The 18,306-nt window shown below is 62.3% G+C and carries 18 protein-coding genes; 13 read left to right on the forward strand and 5 right to left on the reverse strand.

Translation table 11 applies throughout. The annotated features are described in order from the left end of the window. Positions 1–185 precede the first annotated feature (185 nt). From PspS35_RS05720 to dacB, 7 genes are all read left to right on the forward strand, one after another. Positions 186–995 (forward strand): response regulator, encoded by an 810-nt coding sequence (locus tag PspS35_RS05720; protein WP_159933108.1) that lies wholly within the window; start codon positions 186–188, stop codon positions 993–995. A 198-nt stretch (positions 996–1,193) separates the two neighbouring features. Then, positions 1,194–1,829 (forward strand): response regulator transcription factor, encoded by a 636-nt coding sequence (locus PspS35_RS05725; RefSeq protein WP_159933109.1) that lies wholly within the window; start codon positions 1,194–1,196, stop codon positions 1,827–1,829. 93 nt (positions 1,830–1,922) lie between these two features. Then, the gene (locus PspS35_RS05730) at positions 1,923–2,393 is read left to right on the forward strand and encodes a nuclear transport factor 2 family protein (protein WP_159933110.1); all 471 of its coding nucleotides are present in this window, start codon (positions 1,923–1,925) and stop codon (positions 2,391–2,393) included. Between the two features lie 36 nt (positions 2,394–2,429). After that, complete coding sequence (locus PspS35_RS05735; RefSeq protein ID WP_065924326.1) at positions 2,430–2,705, forward strand: GIY-YIG nuclease family protein; 276 nt, start codon at positions 2,430–2,432, stop codon at positions 2,703–2,705. Positions 2,706–2,780: 75 nt separating this feature from the next. After that, a complete protein-coding gene (locus PspS35_RS05740; protein WP_137211530.1) occupies positions 2,781–3,716 on the forward strand; it encodes a glutathione S-transferase family protein in 936 nt (311 codons plus the stop codon). Positions 3,717–3,825: 109 nt separating this feature from the next. Then, complete coding sequence (locus tag PspS35_RS05745; RefSeq protein WP_159933111.1) at positions 3,826–6,243, forward strand: TonB-dependent receptor; 2,418 nt, start codon at positions 3,826–3,828, stop codon at positions 6,241–6,243. Between the two features lie 80 nt (positions 6,244–6,323). Further along, positions 6,324–7,781: a D-alanyl-D-alanine carboxypeptidase/D-alanyl-D-alanine-endopeptidase gene (dacB, locus tag PspS35_RS05750; RefSeq protein ID WP_159933112.1), complete on the forward strand. Its 1,458-nt coding sequence runs from the start codon at positions 6,324–6,326 to the stop codon at positions 7,779–7,781. Between the two features lies 1 nt (position 7,782). On the opposite strand, the gene PspS35_RS05755 is transcribed toward dacB, so the two are convergent. Then, on the reverse strand, positions 7,783–8,562 hold the full coding sequence (locus tag PspS35_RS05755; protein ID WP_159933113.1) for an IclR family transcriptional regulator: 780 nt from the start codon (positions 8,560–8,562) through the stop codon (positions 7,783–7,785). Positions 8,563–8,682: 120 nt separating this feature from the next. Between PspS35_RS05755 and hmgA the strand changes: the two genes are divergently transcribed. The 4 genes from hmgA to PspS35_RS05775 all read left to right on the forward strand — a co-directional run bounded on the left by hmgA (position 8,683) and on the right by PspS35_RS05775 (position 13,370). After that, a complete protein-coding gene (gene hmgA, locus PspS35_RS05760; protein ID WP_159933114.1) occupies positions 8,683–9,966 on the forward strand; it encodes a homogentisate 1,2-dioxygenase in 1,284 nt (427 codons plus the stop codon). Positions 9,967–9,969: 3 nt separating this feature from the next. After that, positions 9,970–11,256, forward strand: coding sequence for a fumarylacetoacetase (gene fahA / locus PspS35_RS05765; protein WP_159933115.1), 1,287 nt, complete (start codon positions 9,970–9,972; stop codon positions 11,254–11,256). Positions 11,257–11,268: 12 nt separating this feature from the next. Continuing rightward, complete coding sequence (maiA, locus tag PspS35_RS05770) at positions 11,269–11,904, forward strand: maleylacetoacetate isomerase (RefSeq protein ID WP_159933116.1); 636 nt, start codon at positions 11,269–11,271, stop codon at positions 11,902–11,904. A gap of 98 nt (positions 11,905–12,002) precedes the next feature. Beyond that, positions 12,003–13,370: an aromatic acid/H+ symport family MFS transporter gene (locus PspS35_RS05775; protein WP_159933117.1), complete on the forward strand. Its 1,368-nt coding sequence runs from the start codon at positions 12,003–12,005 to the stop codon at positions 13,368–13,370. Here the strand turns inward: PspS35_RS05775 and PspS35_RS05780 are convergent. Then, positions 13,367–14,170, reverse strand: a complete 804-nt coding sequence (locus tag PspS35_RS05780; RefSeq protein WP_159933118.1) for a tetratricopeptide repeat protein — start codon at positions 14,168–14,170, stop codon at positions 13,367–13,369. The genes PspS35_RS05775 and PspS35_RS05780 overlap by 4 nt on opposite strands. 185 nt (positions 14,171–14,355) lie before the next feature. Here PspS35_RS05780 and PspS35_RS05785 point away from each other — a divergent pair, with 185 nt between their 5' ends. Next, positions 14,356–15,375 (forward strand): Glu/Leu/Phe/Val dehydrogenase dimerization domain-containing protein, encoded by a 1,020-nt coding sequence (locus PspS35_RS05785; protein ID WP_159933119.1) that lies wholly within the window; start codon positions 14,356–14,358, stop codon positions 15,373–15,375. Positions 15,376–15,429: 54 nt separating this feature from the next. On the opposite strand, the gene PspS35_RS05790 is transcribed toward PspS35_RS05785, so the two are convergent. After that, complete coding sequence (locus PspS35_RS05790; protein WP_003171979.1) at positions 15,430–15,690, reverse strand: YebG family protein; 261 nt, start codon at positions 15,688–15,690, stop codon at positions 15,430–15,432. Positions 15,691–15,938: 248 nt separating this feature from the next. On the opposite strand from PspS35_RS05790, the gene PspS35_RS05795 reads away from it, so the two are divergent. After that, a complete protein-coding gene (locus tag PspS35_RS05795) occupies positions 15,939–16,427 on the forward strand; it encodes a phosphate-starvation-inducible PsiE family protein (RefSeq protein WP_057724703.1) in 489 nt (162 codons plus the stop codon). Here PspS35_RS05795 and PspS35_RS05800 read toward each other — a convergent pair. Together PspS35_RS05800 and PspS35_RS05805 are read right to left on the reverse strand one after the other, a co-directional pair. Continuing rightward, positions 16,424–16,738 carry a DUF3509 domain-containing protein gene (locus PspS35_RS05800; RefSeq protein ID WP_159933120.1) on the reverse strand — a complete coding sequence of 105 codons (315 nt, stop codon included), beginning with the start codon at positions 16,736–16,738 and terminating at the stop codon, positions 16,424–16,426. The two genes, PspS35_RS05795 and PspS35_RS05800, sit on opposite strands and share 4 nt — an antisense overlap. Before the next feature lie 276 nt (positions 16,739–17,014). After that, on the reverse strand, positions 17,015–18,304 hold the full coding sequence (locus PspS35_RS05805) for a serine/threonine transporter (RefSeq protein ID WP_159933121.1): 1,290 nt from the start codon (positions 18,302–18,304) through the stop codon (positions 17,015–17,017). Between the last annotated feature and the right edge of the window lie 2 nt (positions 18,305–18,306).

Below are 18,306 nucleotides of genomic sequence, written 5' to 3' on the forward strand. Positions count from 1 at the left end.
GTCGGAATAGATGCGAGATCATGTAGGAAAATTGGTTTTTCGTAGTTGTTGCATCGTCTTAGAAGTGGTCATGAAGATATTTTAGTCTGGCGATAACGGTCATATGAGTGTGCTTAGGCGCATCTCTGACTCTTGCGCCAGCGCCAACCGGGCGCTGGCGAACCGATCGCAACACTGAGGTGACCATGGAGACTGGCGTATCGTTGAGCGCAGTGCTTTCCCGTGAATTGACTCCCTCGACCGCGCTGCCACCACACTGGCAGCATTTGAAGGTGCTGGTGGTGGAAGACCACTCCGCCTACCGCGCCTTGATGGGGTGGTTTCTGCATAAACTGGGGCTTGGCCATCAACTGGCCGTCGATGGGCTGGACGGCCTCGCGGCGCTCGCCGAATACCCCTACGATCTGGTGATCAGCGACTGCCAGATGCCCGTCATGGACGGCTACAGCATGAGCCGGGCGATTCGACGGCGCGAATGCGCGAATGCGTCGGCACGCGTACCGATCATTGCCTTGACCGGCAACTTGGTAGACGACGATCCGCAACGTTGCCGCGAAGCAGGCATGGACGCCTGGCTGCTCAAACCATTGACCTTCGATCAACTGCGTGAGGTGCTGGCACTGTGGCTTCCCGGCCCGCCTGTTGCTGCACCGGTTTATCGGCTGTCAGCGCGTTGGCCAACCCGTGCCGGGCTGATTGATACCTTTGGAGATGCCCAAGTGGTGAGCCAGATGCTGGCCAGCCTGCTCTGTGAAGCCCAGGAGGACAGCGCTGCCCTGTTTCAAGCTCGACTGGCCTTGGATGTCCCTTCGACTGTCGAACGCCTGCATCGCCTGGTGGGAAGCCTGGCGTTTCTCGGCGTGGCTGAATTGGAGGGGCGAGGCATGAGCTTGATCGATCAAGTCCATGCTCAGGGCATCAGGCCGAGCACGCCTGCGTTGGAAGCCTTTGAGCGGGAGCTGCGTGACTACCTCACGTACTTGGGTTCCCTGTGAAGCCATTGCTGTTTGTAGGAAAAATAAAGCCTGAATTGCAGTCTATGGATGTAGGGTTTTTCTTTTTATTTTGTAGGCCTGCATAGAGCAGCTACGAAACGTTGATCGCAACGCAAACGCCTGGATTTAGACGGTTGTTGAGGGCCGCGGGCGAGGGTATTTTGCGCTGAATCAAGTTGCCATCATCTGTGGGTGTTTATGCTTCGCGTGATTATTGCTGACGACCATCCCATCGTGCGTATCGGGCAGCGAGTGGTGGTCGAGGCCAATGGCAGGTGCAAAGTGGTCGGCGAGGCCGATGGGCCTGACCAACTGCTGCGTTTGCTGGAAACGACCCCCTGTGACGTGCTGGTGACCGATTTCGCCATGCCGGGTGGCCAGCAGGCCGACGGGTATGGCTTGTTGAGCCTGTTGCACCGCCAGTACCCGAAGTTGCCGGTGATTCTGGTCACGATGTTCGCCAACGTCGCCACGTTGCGCGCCTCCTTTGCCCATGGGGCCCAGGCGATTGTGGCCAAAAGTGCCTCGGCCAAAGAGTTGCCGCTGGCGATCAATTCGGTCAGCGCAGGCCAGACCTTTGTCAGCGAGTGCTTGCGGGTGCAATTGATAGAGGCGGGAACCGGCGACCAATCGCAACAGCCACAGTTGTCGGGCAAGGAACGGGAAGTGGTGCGCATGCTGGCCAGTGGGCTGACGGTCAGCCAGATCGCCGCTCGGGTCAATCGCAGCATCTCGACCATCAGCAAGCAGAAAAGTACGGCGATGCAGCGTCTGTGCATCTCTACCGATGTCGACTTGTTCGCCTATGCCCGCAGTTGCGGCATGGTGCCGTAGGTGCATCGGCATTCGCCGGATAAATGCCGATAGTGTTCAACCGCGCCAGGGCTTATCGTACCGAGCCCTGAACCTGATGGATGGAAGCTGCCCATGAGTGACGCCCACACCGTGCTGATCACCACGTTCTACAGTGCGTTTCAACGGCTGGATGCCGAGGCCATGAGTGCCTGCTACACCGAGGATGTACTGTTCAGCGACCCGGCTTTCGGCGAGTTGCGCGGGCGCGATGCCGGCGACATGTGGCGCATGCTGACCACGCGGGCCAAGGATTTTTCGCTGACGTTCGACCAGGTTCGCAGCGATGACACCACGGGCAGTGCCCATTGGGTGGCAACTTACCTGTTCAGCCAGACCGGCAATGTCGTGGTCAACGATATCCAAGCGCGTTTTGTGTTTCGTGACGGCAAGATCTGCGAGCACCACGATCACTTCGACCTGTGGCGTTGGTCGCGCCAGGCATTGGGCACCAAGGGCCTGCTGCTGGGCTGGACGCCGCTGGTGAAAAACGCCGTGCGCGCCCAGGCGAACAAAGGCTTGAAGGCATTCCAGGCCAGTCGTTGATAAGCTTGGCGCTCCTCTGGTGTGTTGAAGCTTGCCGTGACTGATCCCGCTGAACCCAAACCCTGGTACGTCTACCTGGTGCGCGCCGCCAACGGCGCGCTGTATTGCGGCATCAGCAATGACCCGCTGCGCCGGTTCGCCTCGCACCAGAGCGGCAAAGGCGCGCGGTTTTTCCTGAGCAGCCCGGCGGTGGCGCTGGTGTATACGGAGCAATGCGCGAGCAAGGGCGAGGCGCTGCGCCAGGAGCGGTTGATCAAGAAACTGAAGAAGAGCGCCAAGGAATGTCTGGCGGCGCAGGGCTCATTGATCTGACTGATAGGCTCCCATCACGCCACCAGAGCCGGTTGCACGCTAAGCTGCGGGTTCATTTACCCCGTGGACCCCAGCATGCCTGAGCTAATCCTGCACCACTACCCAACGTCTCCTTTCGCGGAAAAAGCTCGGCTGCTGCTGGGCTTCAAAGGTTTGTCCTGGCATTCGGTGCATATCTCGCCGGTGATGCCCAAGCCAGACCTGACAGCCCTCACCGGCGGCTACCGTAAAACCCCAGTGCTGCAAGTGGGCGCCGATATCTACTGCGACACCGCCTTGATCGCCCGCCGCCTGGAGCAGGAAAAAACCGCGCCCGCGCTGTTCCCGCTCGGCCAGGAAATGATCACCCAAACCTTTGCTACCTGGGCCGACAGCGTGGTGTTTGCCCACGCGGTGAGCCTGGTGTTTCAGCCGGAATCGGTGGCGGTGCGCTTCGGCAAACTGCCGCCGGAAGCGATCAAGGCGTTTCTCGCCGACCGCGCCGCGCTGTTCAGCGGCGGCACCGCGAGCAAGTTGCCAGCCGAACTGGCCAAGCACCAATGGCCAGCGATCATGGCGCGCCTGGAGCAGCAATTGCAGCGCGAGGCCGGGGACTTCCTGTTTGGCGAGCCGTCGATTGCCGACTTTGCCCTGGCCCACCCGTTGTGGTTCCTCAAGGCCACGCCGGTGACTGCGCCGTTGGTGGATGCTTATCCGGCTGTGTCTGCATGGCTGGGCCGCGTGCTCGGTTTCGGCCACGGCACGTCCAGCCAGATGACGGCCGAGCAGGCCTTGGAGGTTGCGCGCGACGCCACACCGGCAGCGTTGCCGGACGAAGTGTTCGAGGACTTGAATGGCTTTAAGGCCGGCCAGCAGGTGAGCATCAGCGCCATCGACTACGGCGTCGACCCGGTCGCCGGCGAATTGCTGTTTGCCGGGCGCGAAGAACTGATCCTGCGCCGTACCGACCCACGCGCCGGCACCGTGCACGTGCACTTCCCGCGCTTTGGTTTTCGCCTTCAGGCGCACTAACTGAAAATATTTGCAAATAAACGTGAGGTAAACCGGCGGCCCATCCGTGTAGTACTTGAAACTGCGATCTATTCGCATTAACAGCGTTTTCTACACGGGTTCTCACAGCATGAAGTCGACGGCGGGCGGTTTGGTTAAACAGTGGCTGGGAGCCTCGGTACTGGCGGTATCGGGGCTGGCCTTGCTGCCCCTGTGTGTGGCACAGGCGCAGGAGCAGCAAAGCGCCCAGTTCAAGTTTGCCCTGGCTGCCAAACCGCTGCCCCAGGCCCTGAGTGATTTCAGCCGGGTCACCGGGATCAGCGTGATCTACACCGATGAAGCGCCCTACGGCCTCAGCGCCCCGGCGGTCAGCGGGCAGATGAGCGCGACGCAGGCCTTGCAACGCCTGCTGGGCAACTCCGGGTTCACCTTCCGCCAGATCGACGCCCGCACCCTGGCGCTTGAGCCGCTGCCGACCGACGGCGCGGTCAACCTCGGCGCTACCACCATCAGTGGCATCGGCCAACCCCAGGACAGCACCAGCTACCAGCCGCCGCCCACCAGCTCGGTGATGCGCTCCCGTGCCTTGCTGCTGGAAACCCCGCAGACCGTCAACGTGGTGTCGGCCCAAGTGCTGCGCGACCAGACCCCACGCAATCTGGATGACGCCCTGGGCAACATCAGCGGCATCACCCAGGCCAACACCCTGGCCAGCACCCAGGACGCGGTGATGCTGCGCGGCTTTGGCGACAACCGTAACGGCTCGATCATGCGCGACGGCATGCCGGTGGTGCAGGGCCGTGCGTTGAACGCCACGGCGGAGCGTGTCGAAGTGCTCAAGGGCCCGTCCTCGTTGCTGTATGGCATCCAGGACCCGGGCGGCGTGGTGAATATCGTCAGCAAAAAGCCCGAGCTGACCCAATCCACAGCCCTGACCGTGCGCGGCTCCACCTTCGGCAACGGCAAGAACGGCAGCGGTGGCAGCCTCGACACCACCGGGCCGATCGGTGACTCGGGCCTGGCCTATCGCCTGATCGTCGACCATGAAGACGAAGACTACTGGCGCAACTTTGGCACCCACCGCGAAACTCTGCTGGCGCCGTCCCTGGCCTGGTACGGCGACAGCACCAAGCTCTTGTTCGCCTACGAACACCGCGAGTTTCTCTCGCCGTTCGACCGTGGCACCGCCATCGACAAGTCCAACCACCCGCTGGACATCCCCTCCACCCGGCGCTTGGACGAGCCGTTCAACGACATGGAAGGCCGCTCTGACCTGTACCGCTTCGAAGCCGACCACGATTTGAACGACGACTGGAAAGCCCACTTCGGCTACAGCTGGAACCGCGAAACCTACGACGCCAGCCAGGTGCGCGTCAGCGCGGTGAGCACTAACGGCGCCCTGACCCGCAGGATGGATGGCACCCAAGGCGCGATCACCACCGACCGCTTCACCACTGCCAGCCTGGAAGGCAAGGTCAACGTGTTTGGCCTGCAGAATGATCTGGTGTTCGGCATGGACGATGAGTACCGCAAGGTCTACCGCGCCGACCTGATTCGCCAAGCCTCGCGCACGACCTTCAACTACAACAATCCGGTGTACGGCAACGAAGTTGCGGGCACCACGGTCAGCGCCGCCGACAGCGCCCAGACCGACCTGCTGCGCAGCGACTCGCTGTTCTTCCAGGACGCGATCCACCTGAGCGACCAGTGGATTTTCGTCGCCGGTGCGCGTTACCAGATGTATGACCAATACGCCGGCAAGGGCGTGCCGTTCAAGGCCAACACCAACGGCAACGGCCAGGCCTGGGTGCCGCGTGCGGGCCTGGTGTATCGCTACACCGATGAACTGTCGTTCTATGGCAGCTACACCGAGTCGTTCAAACCCAACTCCACCATCGCCGCCCTGGCCGATGGCAGCACCTTGACCGGCGACCTCACGCCAGAAGAATCGAAGTCGTGGGAACTGGGCGCCAAGCTCGACATACCTGGGCGCATCACTGCCAGTGCAGCGTTGTTCAACATCGACAAGCGCAACGTGCTGGTGTCGGTGGGGTCCCTCGCGAACACCGTCTACAGCATCGCCGGCCAGGTGCGCTCCCGTGGCCTGGAGCTGGACGCCAGTGGCCAGTTGACCGATCAGTGGAGCGTGATCGGCAGCTACGCCTACACGGACGCCGAAGACATCAAGGACAAGGACCCGACGCTGCAAGGCAACCGCCTGCAAAACGTGGCCAAGCACACCGGCTCGCTGTCGGTGGCCTACGACTTCGGTAGCATCTTCGGTGGCGACCAATTGCGCGTGGGCACCGGTGCACGCTACGTCGGCGAACGCGCCGGCGACGCCGCCAACGATTTCGACCTGCCGGGCTACACCGTGGCCGACGCGTTTGCCACCTACGACACCAAGATCGAAGGGCAGAAGGTCAAGTTCCAGCTCAACGTGAAGAACCTGTTCGACCGCACCTACTACACCTCGGCGGCGAGCCGGTTTTTTGTCTCCATTGGTGATGCGCGGCAGGTGTCGGTGTCCAGTACGCTAACGTTCTAAGGCCTCTCTCTGTAGGAGCGAGCAAGCTCGCTCCTACAGTGGTAGCGTTACCGCACGTTTTTTGCGGAAACAATGTACCGATGCGATTTGGCAAATGGATAAACACCAGCACGTTCCTGGTTGGCTTTAGCTTTTTACTGGGTGGCTGCGCCAGTGTTTCGCAGCCTTCCACATCCGTCACCCTCGACCGCCTCATGGCTGATCCGGCACTGAACGGCGCCACTGTCTCCCTGATGGTCCGTGACGCCCGCACTGGCAGCACCCTCTACCAGCACAACCCCCGTACACGGCTGGTTCCCGCCTCCAACCTCAAATTGCTGACCACCGCCGCCGCGATGGATGTGCTGGGGCCGCAGTACCGGTTTTCCACGCAACTGTTGAGCGACGGCGTGCAACAAGGTGAGCGCCTTAGCGGCAACCTGTACGTGCGCGGCCTGGGCGACCCGACCACGCAGTTCGCCGATTACCAGGCCCTGGCCGCGCAACTGGCGAGCCTGGGCGTGCGTCAGGTGCAGGGCGATCTGGTGTTCGACGACACTTTTTTCGACGCCGAACGCCTGGGCGTCGACTGGGCCCAGGACGACGAAAGCACCTACTACGGCGCACAGATTTCGGCGCTGACCGTGTCGCCCAACACGGATTTTGACGCAGGCACCTTGATCGTCACGGCCAGGGCGCCGCTGATTTCCGGCCAGCCGGTGGCTGTTTCCATCAGCCCGCCCACCGATTACGTACAACTGAGCAACCGCGCCGTCAGCGGCCCCGGCAACAGCTACGGCATCACCCGCCAGCATGGCACCAACCTGCTGCAACTCACGGGTGCGCTGGCACCGGGCAAGCAAAGCCGACAGTGGGTGAGTGTGTGGGAGCCGACGCAACTGGTGGCCAATCTGTTCGAGCAGGCGCTGGCGCAACAGGGCATCAAGGTCGTGGGCCGACGGGTGATCGGCGGTGCGAGTCCGGTCACGGCCACGCCGTTGGCAGAACATCAGTCGGCACCGTTGCAGACATTGATTACGCCGCTGCTAAAGCTGTCGAACAACAACATGTCCGAGGCGTTGCTCAAAGCCATGGGGCGCAAGACCGCCAATGCGGGCACGGCGCAGGCGGGGGTTGCCGCCGTGGCGGCGTTTATGAAGCGTCAAGGCATGGACCCCGCGACGCTGAGCCAGGTGGATGGCTCGGGCTTGTCGCGGCGCAATCTGGTGTCGTCGCAGAACCTTGCGGACCTGTTGCTTGCGACGGCCAGGCAGCCCTGGTTCGACGCTTGGTACACGGCCTTGCCGATTGCCGGTAATGCCGACCGCATGACGGGTGGCAGCCTGCGCTATCGCCTGCGCGGGACGGCGGCCGAAAACAACCTGCATGCCAAGACCGGCTCGATGGCCGGGGTGTCCTCGTTGAGTGGCTATATCACCGATGCCGACGGGCGGCGGCTGGTGTTTTCAATGATCAGCAACAACTACCTGAGCGATGCGGCACCGATCCGCGCCCTGGAAAACCGCCTGGCCGTGGCCCTGGCGCACTGGCACGACTGATTCAGGGCTGATAGCCCATCCGCCAACTCACAGCCCGGGTCGCTGCCAGCAAGCGCTGCGCCGCCGGGCCATCTTCGTCGGCGTGGAACAACGAGGTGGGACCGACCACGGTCATCACCGCCGCCACCTGCCCGACCGCGTTAAACACCGGTGCCGATAATGCGTCCACCCCCGGCATCAGCAAGCCATGCACAAAATGCAGGCCACGGTTGCGGATCTGTTCGCAGGTGCTGGCGTAGGCTTGGTCGTCTGCCAGGGCATGGGCGATGCCGGCCTGGATCTCGCGGTCGCGCAACTCCACGGTTTCGCGCGACGCCAGGAAGGCACTGAACACCAGCCCGGTGGACGAGCTGAGCAACGGCAACACCGAACCCAACTGCGTCACCACCGTGACCGCCCGCACCGCCGGCTCGATCTGCACCACGGTCGCGCCCTGGTTGCCCCACACCGCCAGGAAGCAGGTTTCGTTCAACTCGTCGCGCAGCTCGGCCAGGGGCAGGGCGCCGACTTTCAGCACGTCCATGCTACCCAGTGCGGCCAGGCCCACGCGCAACGCTTCGCGGCCCAGGCCGTAATGGTTGGTGGCGGTGTTCTGTTCGGCAAACCCCGACGCGATCAACGCCTGGAGGTAGCGGTGCACCTTGCTTGCCGGCATCTGCACGTGCTCGGCCAGGCGCGACAGCGACGTGGCCGGCGACAGTTCGGCCAGGGCCTTGAGGATGTCGGTGCCCACTTCGGCCGAGCGGACTTTCTGTTTACCGGTGTCGCGGGGCTTTTCCATGGAGGGGCGAGAATCCGAGAGATGAATGGGCGTCTTTATAGCTTGACGGTCGACAGTGATCAAATTACGTTATGCGTAACTGGATTACGATAAAAACAACTTCCGTACAGAGGATGATCCATGAACCTCGAATACCTCTCGGGCTTCGGCAATGAATTCGCCAGCGAAGCCCTGCCCGGCGCCTTGCCGGTCGGCCAGAACGCCCCGCAAAAAGCGCCCTACGGGCTGTATACCGAACTGTTTTCCGGCACCGCCTTCACGATGGTGCGCAGCGAAGCCCGTCGCACCTGGCTGTACCGCATCCAGCCATCGGCCAATCACCCTGCGTTTGTCAAGCTGGAGCGGCAACTGGCGGGTGGCCCTTTGGGCGCGGTGACGCCCAATCGCCTGCGCTGGAACCCGTTGGATATTGCGAGTGAGTCGACGGACTTTATCGATGGGCTCGTCGGCATGGTGGCCAACTCCGGGTCGGAAAAACCCTCAGGCATCAGCATCTACCACTACCGCGCCAACCGGTCGATGGACCGCGTGTTCTTCAATGCCGACGGCGAACTGTTGATCGTCCCCGAGCAGGGCCGCCTGCGCATTGCCACCGAGCTGGGTGTGCTGGACGTGCAGCCGCTGGAAATCGCCGTGCTGCCACGCGGGCTAAAATTTCGCGTCGAACTGCTGGATGCGCAAGCTCGCGGGTATGTCGCGGAAAACCACGGCGCGCCGCTGCGCCTGCCGGACCTGGGGCCGATTGGCAGCAACGGCCTGGCCAACCCACGCGACTTCCTTACGCCGGTTGCCCACTACGAAGACCTGAAACAGCCTACGACGCTGGTGCAGAAATTTCTCGGTGAGCTGTGGGCCTGTGACCTCGACCATTCACCGCTGAACGTGGTCGCCTGGCACGGCAACAACGTGCCGTACAAATACGACCTGCGTCGCTTCAACACCATCGGCACCGTGAGTTTCGACCACCCGGACCCGTCGATCTTCACCGTATTGACCTCGCCCACCAGCGTGCATGGCTTGGCCAACCTCGACTTCGTGATCTTCCCGCCGCGCTGGATGGTGGCCGAGAACACCTTCCGTCCGCCGTGGTTCCACCGCAACCTGATGAACGAATACATGGGCATGATCCAGGGCGCCTACGACGCCAAGGCCGAAGGCTTCCTGCCCGGCGGCGCGTCGCTGCACAGCTGCATGAGCGCCCACGGCCCGGACGGAGAGACCTGCACCAAGGCGATCAACGCCGAGCTCGCGCCGCACAAGATCGACAACACTATGGCCTTCATGTTCGAGACCAGCCAAGTGCTGCGCCCCACTCAGTTCGCCCTGGACTGCCCGCAACTGCAACCCGCTTACGACGCGTGCTGGGCCTCGCTGCCCGCCACCTTCAACCCGAACCGGAGATAACCCATGACTCAGCCCACTTCTACCCGCAGCTGGGTGGCCTGCGCCAACGGTCACCGCGATTTCCCCCTGCAAAACCTGCCACTGGGCGTGTTCAGCCTCGACGGTTCGGCGCCGCGCAGTGGCGTGGCGATTGGTGATTACGTCCTCGACCTGCACGCTGCGTTGGACGCGTTTGAGGGGCAGGCCCGTCGTGCCGTTGAAGCCACTGCGGGCGGCCAGTTGAACGCATTTTTCGAACTGGGCCGGGGCCCGCGTGTGGCCCTGCGCGAGCGCCTGCTCGAACTGCTCGCCGAGGGCAGCCCGCTGCAAGCACGTGAGGCGCAGGTACTGCATCGCGCCGCCGATTGCCAGATGCAGCTGCCGGCCCGGATCAACGACTACACCGATTTCTACGTCGGCATCGAACACGCGCAGAACGTCGGCAAACTGTTTCGCCCCGACAACCCGCTGCTGCCCAACTACAAGTACGTGCCGATCGGCTACCACGGCCGAGCGTCGACTATTCGCCCCTCGGGCACCGACGTGCGCCGCCCTAAAGGCCAGACCTTGCCAGCGGGCCAGACCGAGCCGACTTTCGGCCCTTGCGCACGGCTGGACTACGAGCTGGAGCTGGGCATCTGGATCGGCCAGGGCAATGCCATGGGCGACTCGATTGCCATTGGCGACGCGGCCGAGCATATCGCCGGTTTTTGCCTGCTCAACGACTGGTCGGCGCGGGATATCCAGGCCTGGGAATACCAACCGCTGGGGCCGTTCCTGTCGAAAAGCTTTATCACCAGCATCTCGCCTTGGGTGGTGACGGCCGAAGCGCTGGAACCCTTCCGCAAAGCCCAACCGGCGCGTCCCGAGGGCGACCCGCAACCGCTGCCGTACCTGCTGGACAAACGTGACCAGGCCGCTGGCGCGCTGGACATCGAACTCGAAGTGCTGCTGAGCACCGCCTCAATGCGCGAACAGAGCCTGCCGGCCCATCGCCTGGCCCTGAGCAACAGTCTGCATATGTACTGGACCGTCGCGCAGTTGGTGGCGCATCACAGCGTCAACGGCTGCCAGTTGCAGGCCGGTGATCTGTTCGGTTCCGGCACCTTGTCCGGGCCCGAACAGGGGCAGTTCGGCAGCCTGCTGGAGATGACCGAAGGCGGTAAGAAGGTGATCGAGCTGCCTTCGGGCGAAGTGCGCAGGTTCCTGGAAGATGGCGACGAAATCATCCTGCGCGCCCGCTGCAACCGCGATGGTTTCGCCTCCATTGGCTTCGGCGAATGCCGAGGCACTGTGGTCGCCGCACGTTAAGAGGGCAGGGTGATGGAACTCTATACCTACTACCGCTCCACGTCGTCGTACCGGGTGCGTATCGCCCTGGCGCTCAAGGGGCTGGACTTCACTGCCGTGCCGGTCAATTTGCTGGTGCCGGCCGGCGGGGCCAATCGCCAGCCGCCCTATTTGGCGATCAACCCCCAAGGCCGCGTGCCGGCCTTGCGCACGGAGGACGGCGAGCTGTTGATTCAGTCGCCGGCGATCATCGAATACCTCGACGAACGTTATCCACAGGCGCCGCTGCTCTCCAACGACCTGGCGACCCGTGCCCATGAGCGTGCAGTGGCGTCGATCATCGGCTGCGACATCCACCCGCTGCACAACTCCAGCACCCAGAACCTGCTGCGACAGTGGGGGCACGACGAGGCGCAACTGCTGGAATGGATCGGGCATTGGATCAGCCAGGGGCTGGGCGCAGTGGAGCAGTTGATTGGCGACACGGGGTTTTGCTTCGGCGGGCAACCGGGGCTGGCGGATGCGTTTTTGATTCCCCAGTTGTATGCGGCGGAGCGTTTCAAGGTGCCATTGGCGGCGTATCCACGCATTGGGCGAGTGGCGGCATTGGCGGCGCAGCATCCGGCGTTCATTCAGGCCCATCCCGCCAACCAACCTGACACCCCATAACGCTCAAGGCTTGCACAGACCAACCTGTGGGAGGTGGCAAGCCCCCTCCCACATTGGATTTGCGTCACCTACCAATAAAAATAAACAGGTCCCTTGCGATGCATAATCAGATTGCCAGCTTTCGCGCGGCACTCGACGCCCGTCCGGTGTCGCGCTACCAATGGTTGATCCTCCTGTTGCTGGCGCTGCTGCTGGTCACCGATGGCTATGATGCCCAAGTGCTGGGCTACGTGGTACCCGCCTTGGCGTCGGATTGGGGGCTGGAAAAAGCCGCGTTCGGCCCGGTGTTCAGCGCCAACCTGCTAGGCCTCACATTGGGCTCACTGCTGGTAACGCCCCTGGCCGACCGGTTTGGCGTGCGGCGCATCCTGCTGGGCTGCGTGTTGATCTACGCCAGCCTCACCGTACTGATGGTGTTCGCCAACTCCCTGACCACACTGATGGCTGCGCGGTTTATCTGTGGGATCGGCATGGGCGGCGCGATGCCCAGCGCCATGGCCTTGATGTCGGACTATTCCCCACCGCGCCTGCGTACCTTGATGGTGACACTGGCGGCGTGTGGGTTCTCGTTCGGCGGCGCGGCAGGTGGCTTTGTGGCGGCGGGGTTTATCGATAGCTTCGGCTGGCAGGCGGTGTTCCTGGCCGGTGGCGTGACGCCGTTGCTGTTGTTCCCGTTCCTGGTGTGGCTGCTGCCTGAATCGTTGCCGCGCCTGTTGCGCGATGCACCGCCGTATCGGCGCTTGCGCAACGTGACCTCGCGCATGCTGCCCGACTGGCAACCGCCGCTGGCGCGTGAGGCAGAACACCTGCAAGCGCAGGGCAGCAAGTTGACGGTGGTCGAGTTGTTCCGTCACGGCTATGCGCGCCCGACGCTGCTGATCTGGGCGACCTTCTTTGTCAGCCTGATCCTGCTGTATTTCATGATCAGCTGGCTGCCGTCGCTGTTGCTGGAAAGTGGTTTGGCGCTCAATGAAGCCAACCTGGTGACCTCGATGTTCCTGTTCGCCGGCACCTTGGGCGCCATCGGCATGGCCTGGTTTGCCGACCGGCTCAAGCGCAAGGTGCGCCTGCTGTCCGGCGTGTTGGCGGCGGCTGCGGTGTGTACCGTTTTGCTGGGGCTGAACCACGACAATCCGCGCTATCTGGTGGCCTGTGTGTTTGCGGCCGGGTTCTGCATCATCGGTGGGCAACTGACCCTCAATGCCTTCGCCAGCAACTTTTACCCGGCGCATGTGCGTGCCACCGGTACCGGCTGGGCGCTCGGTGTAGGGCGCTTTGGCTCGATCCTGGGGCCGTTGTTTGGCAGCATGCTGCTGGCGATGCATATCCCGGTGCAGCAGATTTTCTTCTTCTGCGCGATTCCGGCGGTGATGGCGGCGTTATTGATTATTCAGGTGCGTTCGCCTGTGATTGAGGCGCCGAGCCGCTCGTTGCCGGGCGATATCCTCAAGGCGCCACAGGCTTAGTGCACGACGGTGTTGGGCGGCAAATGCCCCAGCCGTTCGGTCAGGCGCAGGCGCTGGATCGGGTCTTCGCTGAGCAGCAGCGCGTGTTCCAGGTCAAAGCGTTCGGCGTTGGGGCAGTCCAGGCGTTGGTAGAGGCTGGCTCGGGCCAGGTAATCGGCAGCGTTGCCATTGCCCAGTTCCAGCACGCGCTCGGCGTCGATCAGTGCGGCCAAAGGGTTGTCATTGGCCAGGTGCAGTTGGCGCAGGTTGCGTGACAGCCGTTGCAGGATCGAACGCGGGTCGGCCGTATGCAGGTGTTCGGCCTGCAACTTGAGATTGGGGCCGTACTGGCGTTGCAGCAGCTCGCGGCAATCGTTGGGGTACAGGCGTCTGCCGCCGCAAGGGTCCAGCAGGTGATCGGCGCCGGGCACCCGCAGCAGGAAATGCCCCGGAAAATTCACCCCGACCATCGGTATACCCAGGCGTCGCGCCAACTCCATCGCAATCAAGCCCATGGCCAATGGCTGCCCGCGTTTGCGCTGCAATACCTTGTCCAGCAGGGCGGCGGCGGGGCGCAGCGGGGTGAAATCATCCTGGGCAAACCCCAGGTCATTCAGGCGCCGCAGCAGCGGTTGACCGAGTTCATCCGTCGGCAGCATGGGCATGCCCAGGCTGACCTGCTGTTGCAGCAAGGCCATGTCGTGCAGGATCAATAGCGGTTGTACCGCAGGGTCGTGCTCGGCGGCGATCCATAGCGCCGCTTCGAACAGCGCCGGGGGCGAACGTTGCAGGCAGGCGAAAAAGGCTTGGCGGGGCTTCATTGCGTTCTCCGACGTATGCCCTCGTTTTAGCCTTGCTGGGAAATTTCGTCCAGTGGCTTAAGAAATATCCCACGCGCTTATGTCGCAAGTCCTGCAAAACCGGGCGGCTTATTCCAGTGCACTTCGGCAGTTTTCTGCCGCCGGCCTATACTTGGCGACACAAGAAGTGATTCGGGAGCTCGACGATGTTTGCTCTCATGCACAGCACCCGCCTTGAATCGCTGCACCTGAGCGTCGACCCGGCCACCGGGCTCAAGGCGGTCATCGCCATCCACAACAGCCGCCTGGGGCCTGCCCTGGGCGGCTGTCGCTATATCGCCTACCCCGACGATGAAAGCGCCGTGGCGGATGCTGCGCGCCTGGCCCAGGGCATGAGCTACAAGGCGGCGCTGGCCGGGCTACCCGTGGGCGGCGGCACCGCTGTGATCCTGCGGCCCGCCCATGTGGAAAGCCGTGCGGCGCTGTTTGAAGCGTTTGGGCGCTGTGTCGAACAACTCGCCGGCCGCTACATCACCGCCATCGACAGCGGCACCTCGGTGGCCGACATGGATTGCATCGCCCAGCACACGCGCTTCGTCACCAGCACCACCACCGCCGGCGACCCGTCGCCCCATGCGGCCATGGGCGTGTTCGCCGGCATCCGCACCACCGCCATGGCCCGCCTGGGCAGCGACAACCTCGAAGGCCTGCGCGTAGCAATCCAGGGCCTGGGCAACGTGGGTTATGCCCTGGCCGAACAACTGCACGCCGCTGGCGCTGAATTACTGGTCAGCGACATCGACCACGGCAAGGTGCAACTGGCCATGGAACAGTTGGGCGCGCACCCCATCGCCAACGACGCCTTGCTCAGCACCCCCTGCGACATCCTTGCGCCCTGCGGCCTGGGCGCGGTATTCAACCGCACCAGCGTCGGCCAACTGCGCTGCGCCGCCGTGGCTGGTTCCGCCAGCGCACAACTGACCAACCTGCAAGTGGCCGACCAACTGGAAGGGCGCGGCATCCTCTACGCCCCCGACTACGTGATCAACTCCGGTGGCCTGATCTACGTCGCCCTCAAGCACAGCGGCGCCGAATTGCCGACCATCACCGCGCACCTGTCCAACATCGGTAAGCGCCTGACCGAAATCTACGCCCACGCCCAGGCCGAAAAACGCTCACCTGCGCGGGTGGCGGACGAACTGGCCGAACGCCTGCTCTACCAATGAGCAGGTATTAAAAAGGCCCTGAACCAATGATTCAGGGCCTGTTCAATTCGGGCTTTACTCCGCCGCGGCGTTGAGCAACTCGGACAACGCGTCCGGCTGGCTCTTGAACGCCTTGGCAAACACATCGCGATTCTTCGCCATGTAGATCCCGGCTTCTTCCACCTGCTGCTCGCTCAGGGACGGCACGGCTTTTTGCAACACTTCTGCCAGCAACTCAGCGAGTTCAAGCATTTTGTCATGACGGTCAGCTTCGGCTTTATCCATGAACAAACGCTCCAGATCTCGGCTGCTGCGGTATACCACTTCGACGGCCATTCACCACCTCACATGCCTTCACGATAGTTGTCTTTTGCGACTACTGTATTTATATACAGCTAAAAGGGTAAGCCAAACCGTGGGGTTTGGGTAGCAGTTTTTTAATGTAGCCCGTAAATACAGGTTTGGCGTGTCTCATGTCACCCCGCCATCATCTTATCCCTGCCGCTGGCCTTTTTTCTGCATGCAGAACAACCGTCACGTCCAACCCGCATTATCCGGTCGAGCCGACCTAAGGAAGTACCCTCGTGAAAATCAATTGGGCCGAAAAGCTGCGCCAGCAAGTCCATGGGCTGGCTGAGTCGCTGGGCAATCTGTTCGTGGAGTCGTTTCACTACCTGGCGCTGTTCGCCATTGGTGCGGTGACCGCCTGGGCGGCGGTGATGGAATTTCTGGGGATGCTGGAGAACGGACACATCAAGATCGATGACATCTTGCTGCTGTTCATCTACCTGGAATTGGGCGCTATGGTCGGGATTTATTTCAAGACCAACCACATGCCCGTGCGCTTCCTGATCTACGTGGCGATCACCGCGCTGACTCGCCTGTTGATCTCCAACGTCTCCCACCACAACCCGCCGGACGTAGGCATCATCTACCTGTGCGGTGGGATTTTGCTGTTGGCGTTCGCGATTCTGGTGGTGCGCTACGCTTCGTCGGCGTTTCCGTCGGTGAAGGTTGAAGGCCCGCGTCGCAAGGGCGAGGCGAGCCTGGAGACCGAGAAGGGCGAGCTTTAAAGCCCGACGCTGAAGGGCAGGGTGCGGGTGGGCGGTCGCTGCAGGAGTTTGTGATCGCCATCCGTCATCACCGCGAGGATTTCCATGGCGCTGTGGCCCTGCTCGATGGCGATGCCGAACTGGACGCTCTGCACCAGGCGTTTGAGCCGTTGCGGGTCGTTGCGTTGTTCGGCGCTGATCATGCGCTTGGCCACCACGCCAGCCTCATCGGAGAGGGTGAGCATGATGCTGCCATCCAGCCGTTGAATACTCAGATTGACCCGGTATTTCGGGGTAAAGGTGTCGGTGATGATCTGAAAAGGATTGTCCATGGTGCGTTACCGCCTGATAAGAACATGCAGTCATTGACGACCGGTATCTGGATTAGTTCGCGTCTCCTGACCACCGGCCAAAGTCCGTTTCCCTCAGAGGCTGTACAGCAAGGGGCGTGCCGCGCAGGGTTCTACCAGACACCTTTATCTGAATGTGGGAGGGGGCTTGCCCCCGATAGCGGTGTGTCAGCCAATGAATGCTTGGCTTAAAGACCGCAATCGGGGGCAAGCCCCTCCCACATTTGATTTGGGTTGTTTTTAGATCCGTGGGCTATTTCAGGGCAGCACGGAGAAAACGATCGCAGACAGCGCAATCAACCCGATTACCACCACAAACACATTCGATACCTGGCCCGAATACTGGCGCAGAGATGGCACGCGGCGGATCGCGTACATCGGCATCAGGAACAGCAGGCACGCGATGATCGGCCCGCCCAGGGTTTCGATCATGCCCAGGATGCTTGGGTTGAAGGTGGCCGCGGCCCAGCAGGTCAGCACCATGAACAGTGCGGTGCTGCGTTCCAGCCATTTGGCCGACATTGAGCGGTTACGCCCGCGCAGGGATTTGACGATCAAGCCCTGGAAGCCTTCGCTGGCGCCGATGTAGTGGCCGAGGAAGGATTTGGTGATGGCCACCAGCGCGATCAACGGCGCGGCGTAGGCAATCACGGGCGTCTGAAAGTGGTTGGCCAGGTACGACAGGATCGAGATGTTCTGCGCCTTGGCCGCCGCCAGGTCTGCCGGCGACAGCGCCAGTACGCAACTGAAGCAGAAGAACATCACCGTCAGCACCATCATGCCGTGGGCGGTGGCGAGGATGCCGCTGCTTTTGCGCTCGGCCAGCGGGCCGTACACGCGTTTCTGGTCGACGGCGAAGGCGGAGATGATCGGCGAATGGTTGAACGAGAACACCATCACCGGGATCGCCAGCCACAGGGTCTTGAAGAAGATCGGCAGCGGCATGCCTTCGCTGGCGGAGGCGAAGAACGCGCCGTTCCAGTTGGGGATCAAGCTCAACGCCAGCAACAGCAGGGCGGCGACGAACGGGTACACCAGCACGCTCATGGCCTTGACGATCACGCCCTGGCCGCAACGCACAATCGCCATCAAACCAAGGATCAGCAGCAGCGACAGGATCGCCCGTGGCGGCGGCGTCATGTGCAGTTGGTGTTCCATGAAACTGCCCAGGGTGTTGGTCAGCGCCACGCTGTACACCAGCAGAATCGGGAAGATCGCAAAGAAGTACAGCAAGGTGATCAGCTTGCCCGCGCCGACGCCGAAGTGTTCTTCGACCACTTCGGTGATGTCGCCGGATTTGCCTGACAGCACAAAGCGCGTCAGCCCACGGTGGGCGAAGAAAGTCATGGGGAATGCCAGCAGCGCCAGCACGATCAGCGGCCAGAAGCCGCCGACGCCGGCGTTGATCGGCAAGAACAGGGTGCCGGCACCGATGGCAGTGCCGTAGAGGCCAAGCATCCAGGTGGTGTCGTGTTTGGTCCAGCCGGTGGTTGCGGTGTTAGCTACATCAACAGGATTTTCGGCAGCAGGTGTACGTACATCGGTCATCG

This window comes from Pseudomonas sp. S35 (assembly GCF_009866765.1).
In the GTDB taxonomy this organism is placed as follows: domain Bacteria; phylum Pseudomonadota; class Gammaproteobacteria; order Pseudomonadales; family Pseudomonadaceae; genus Aquipseudomonas.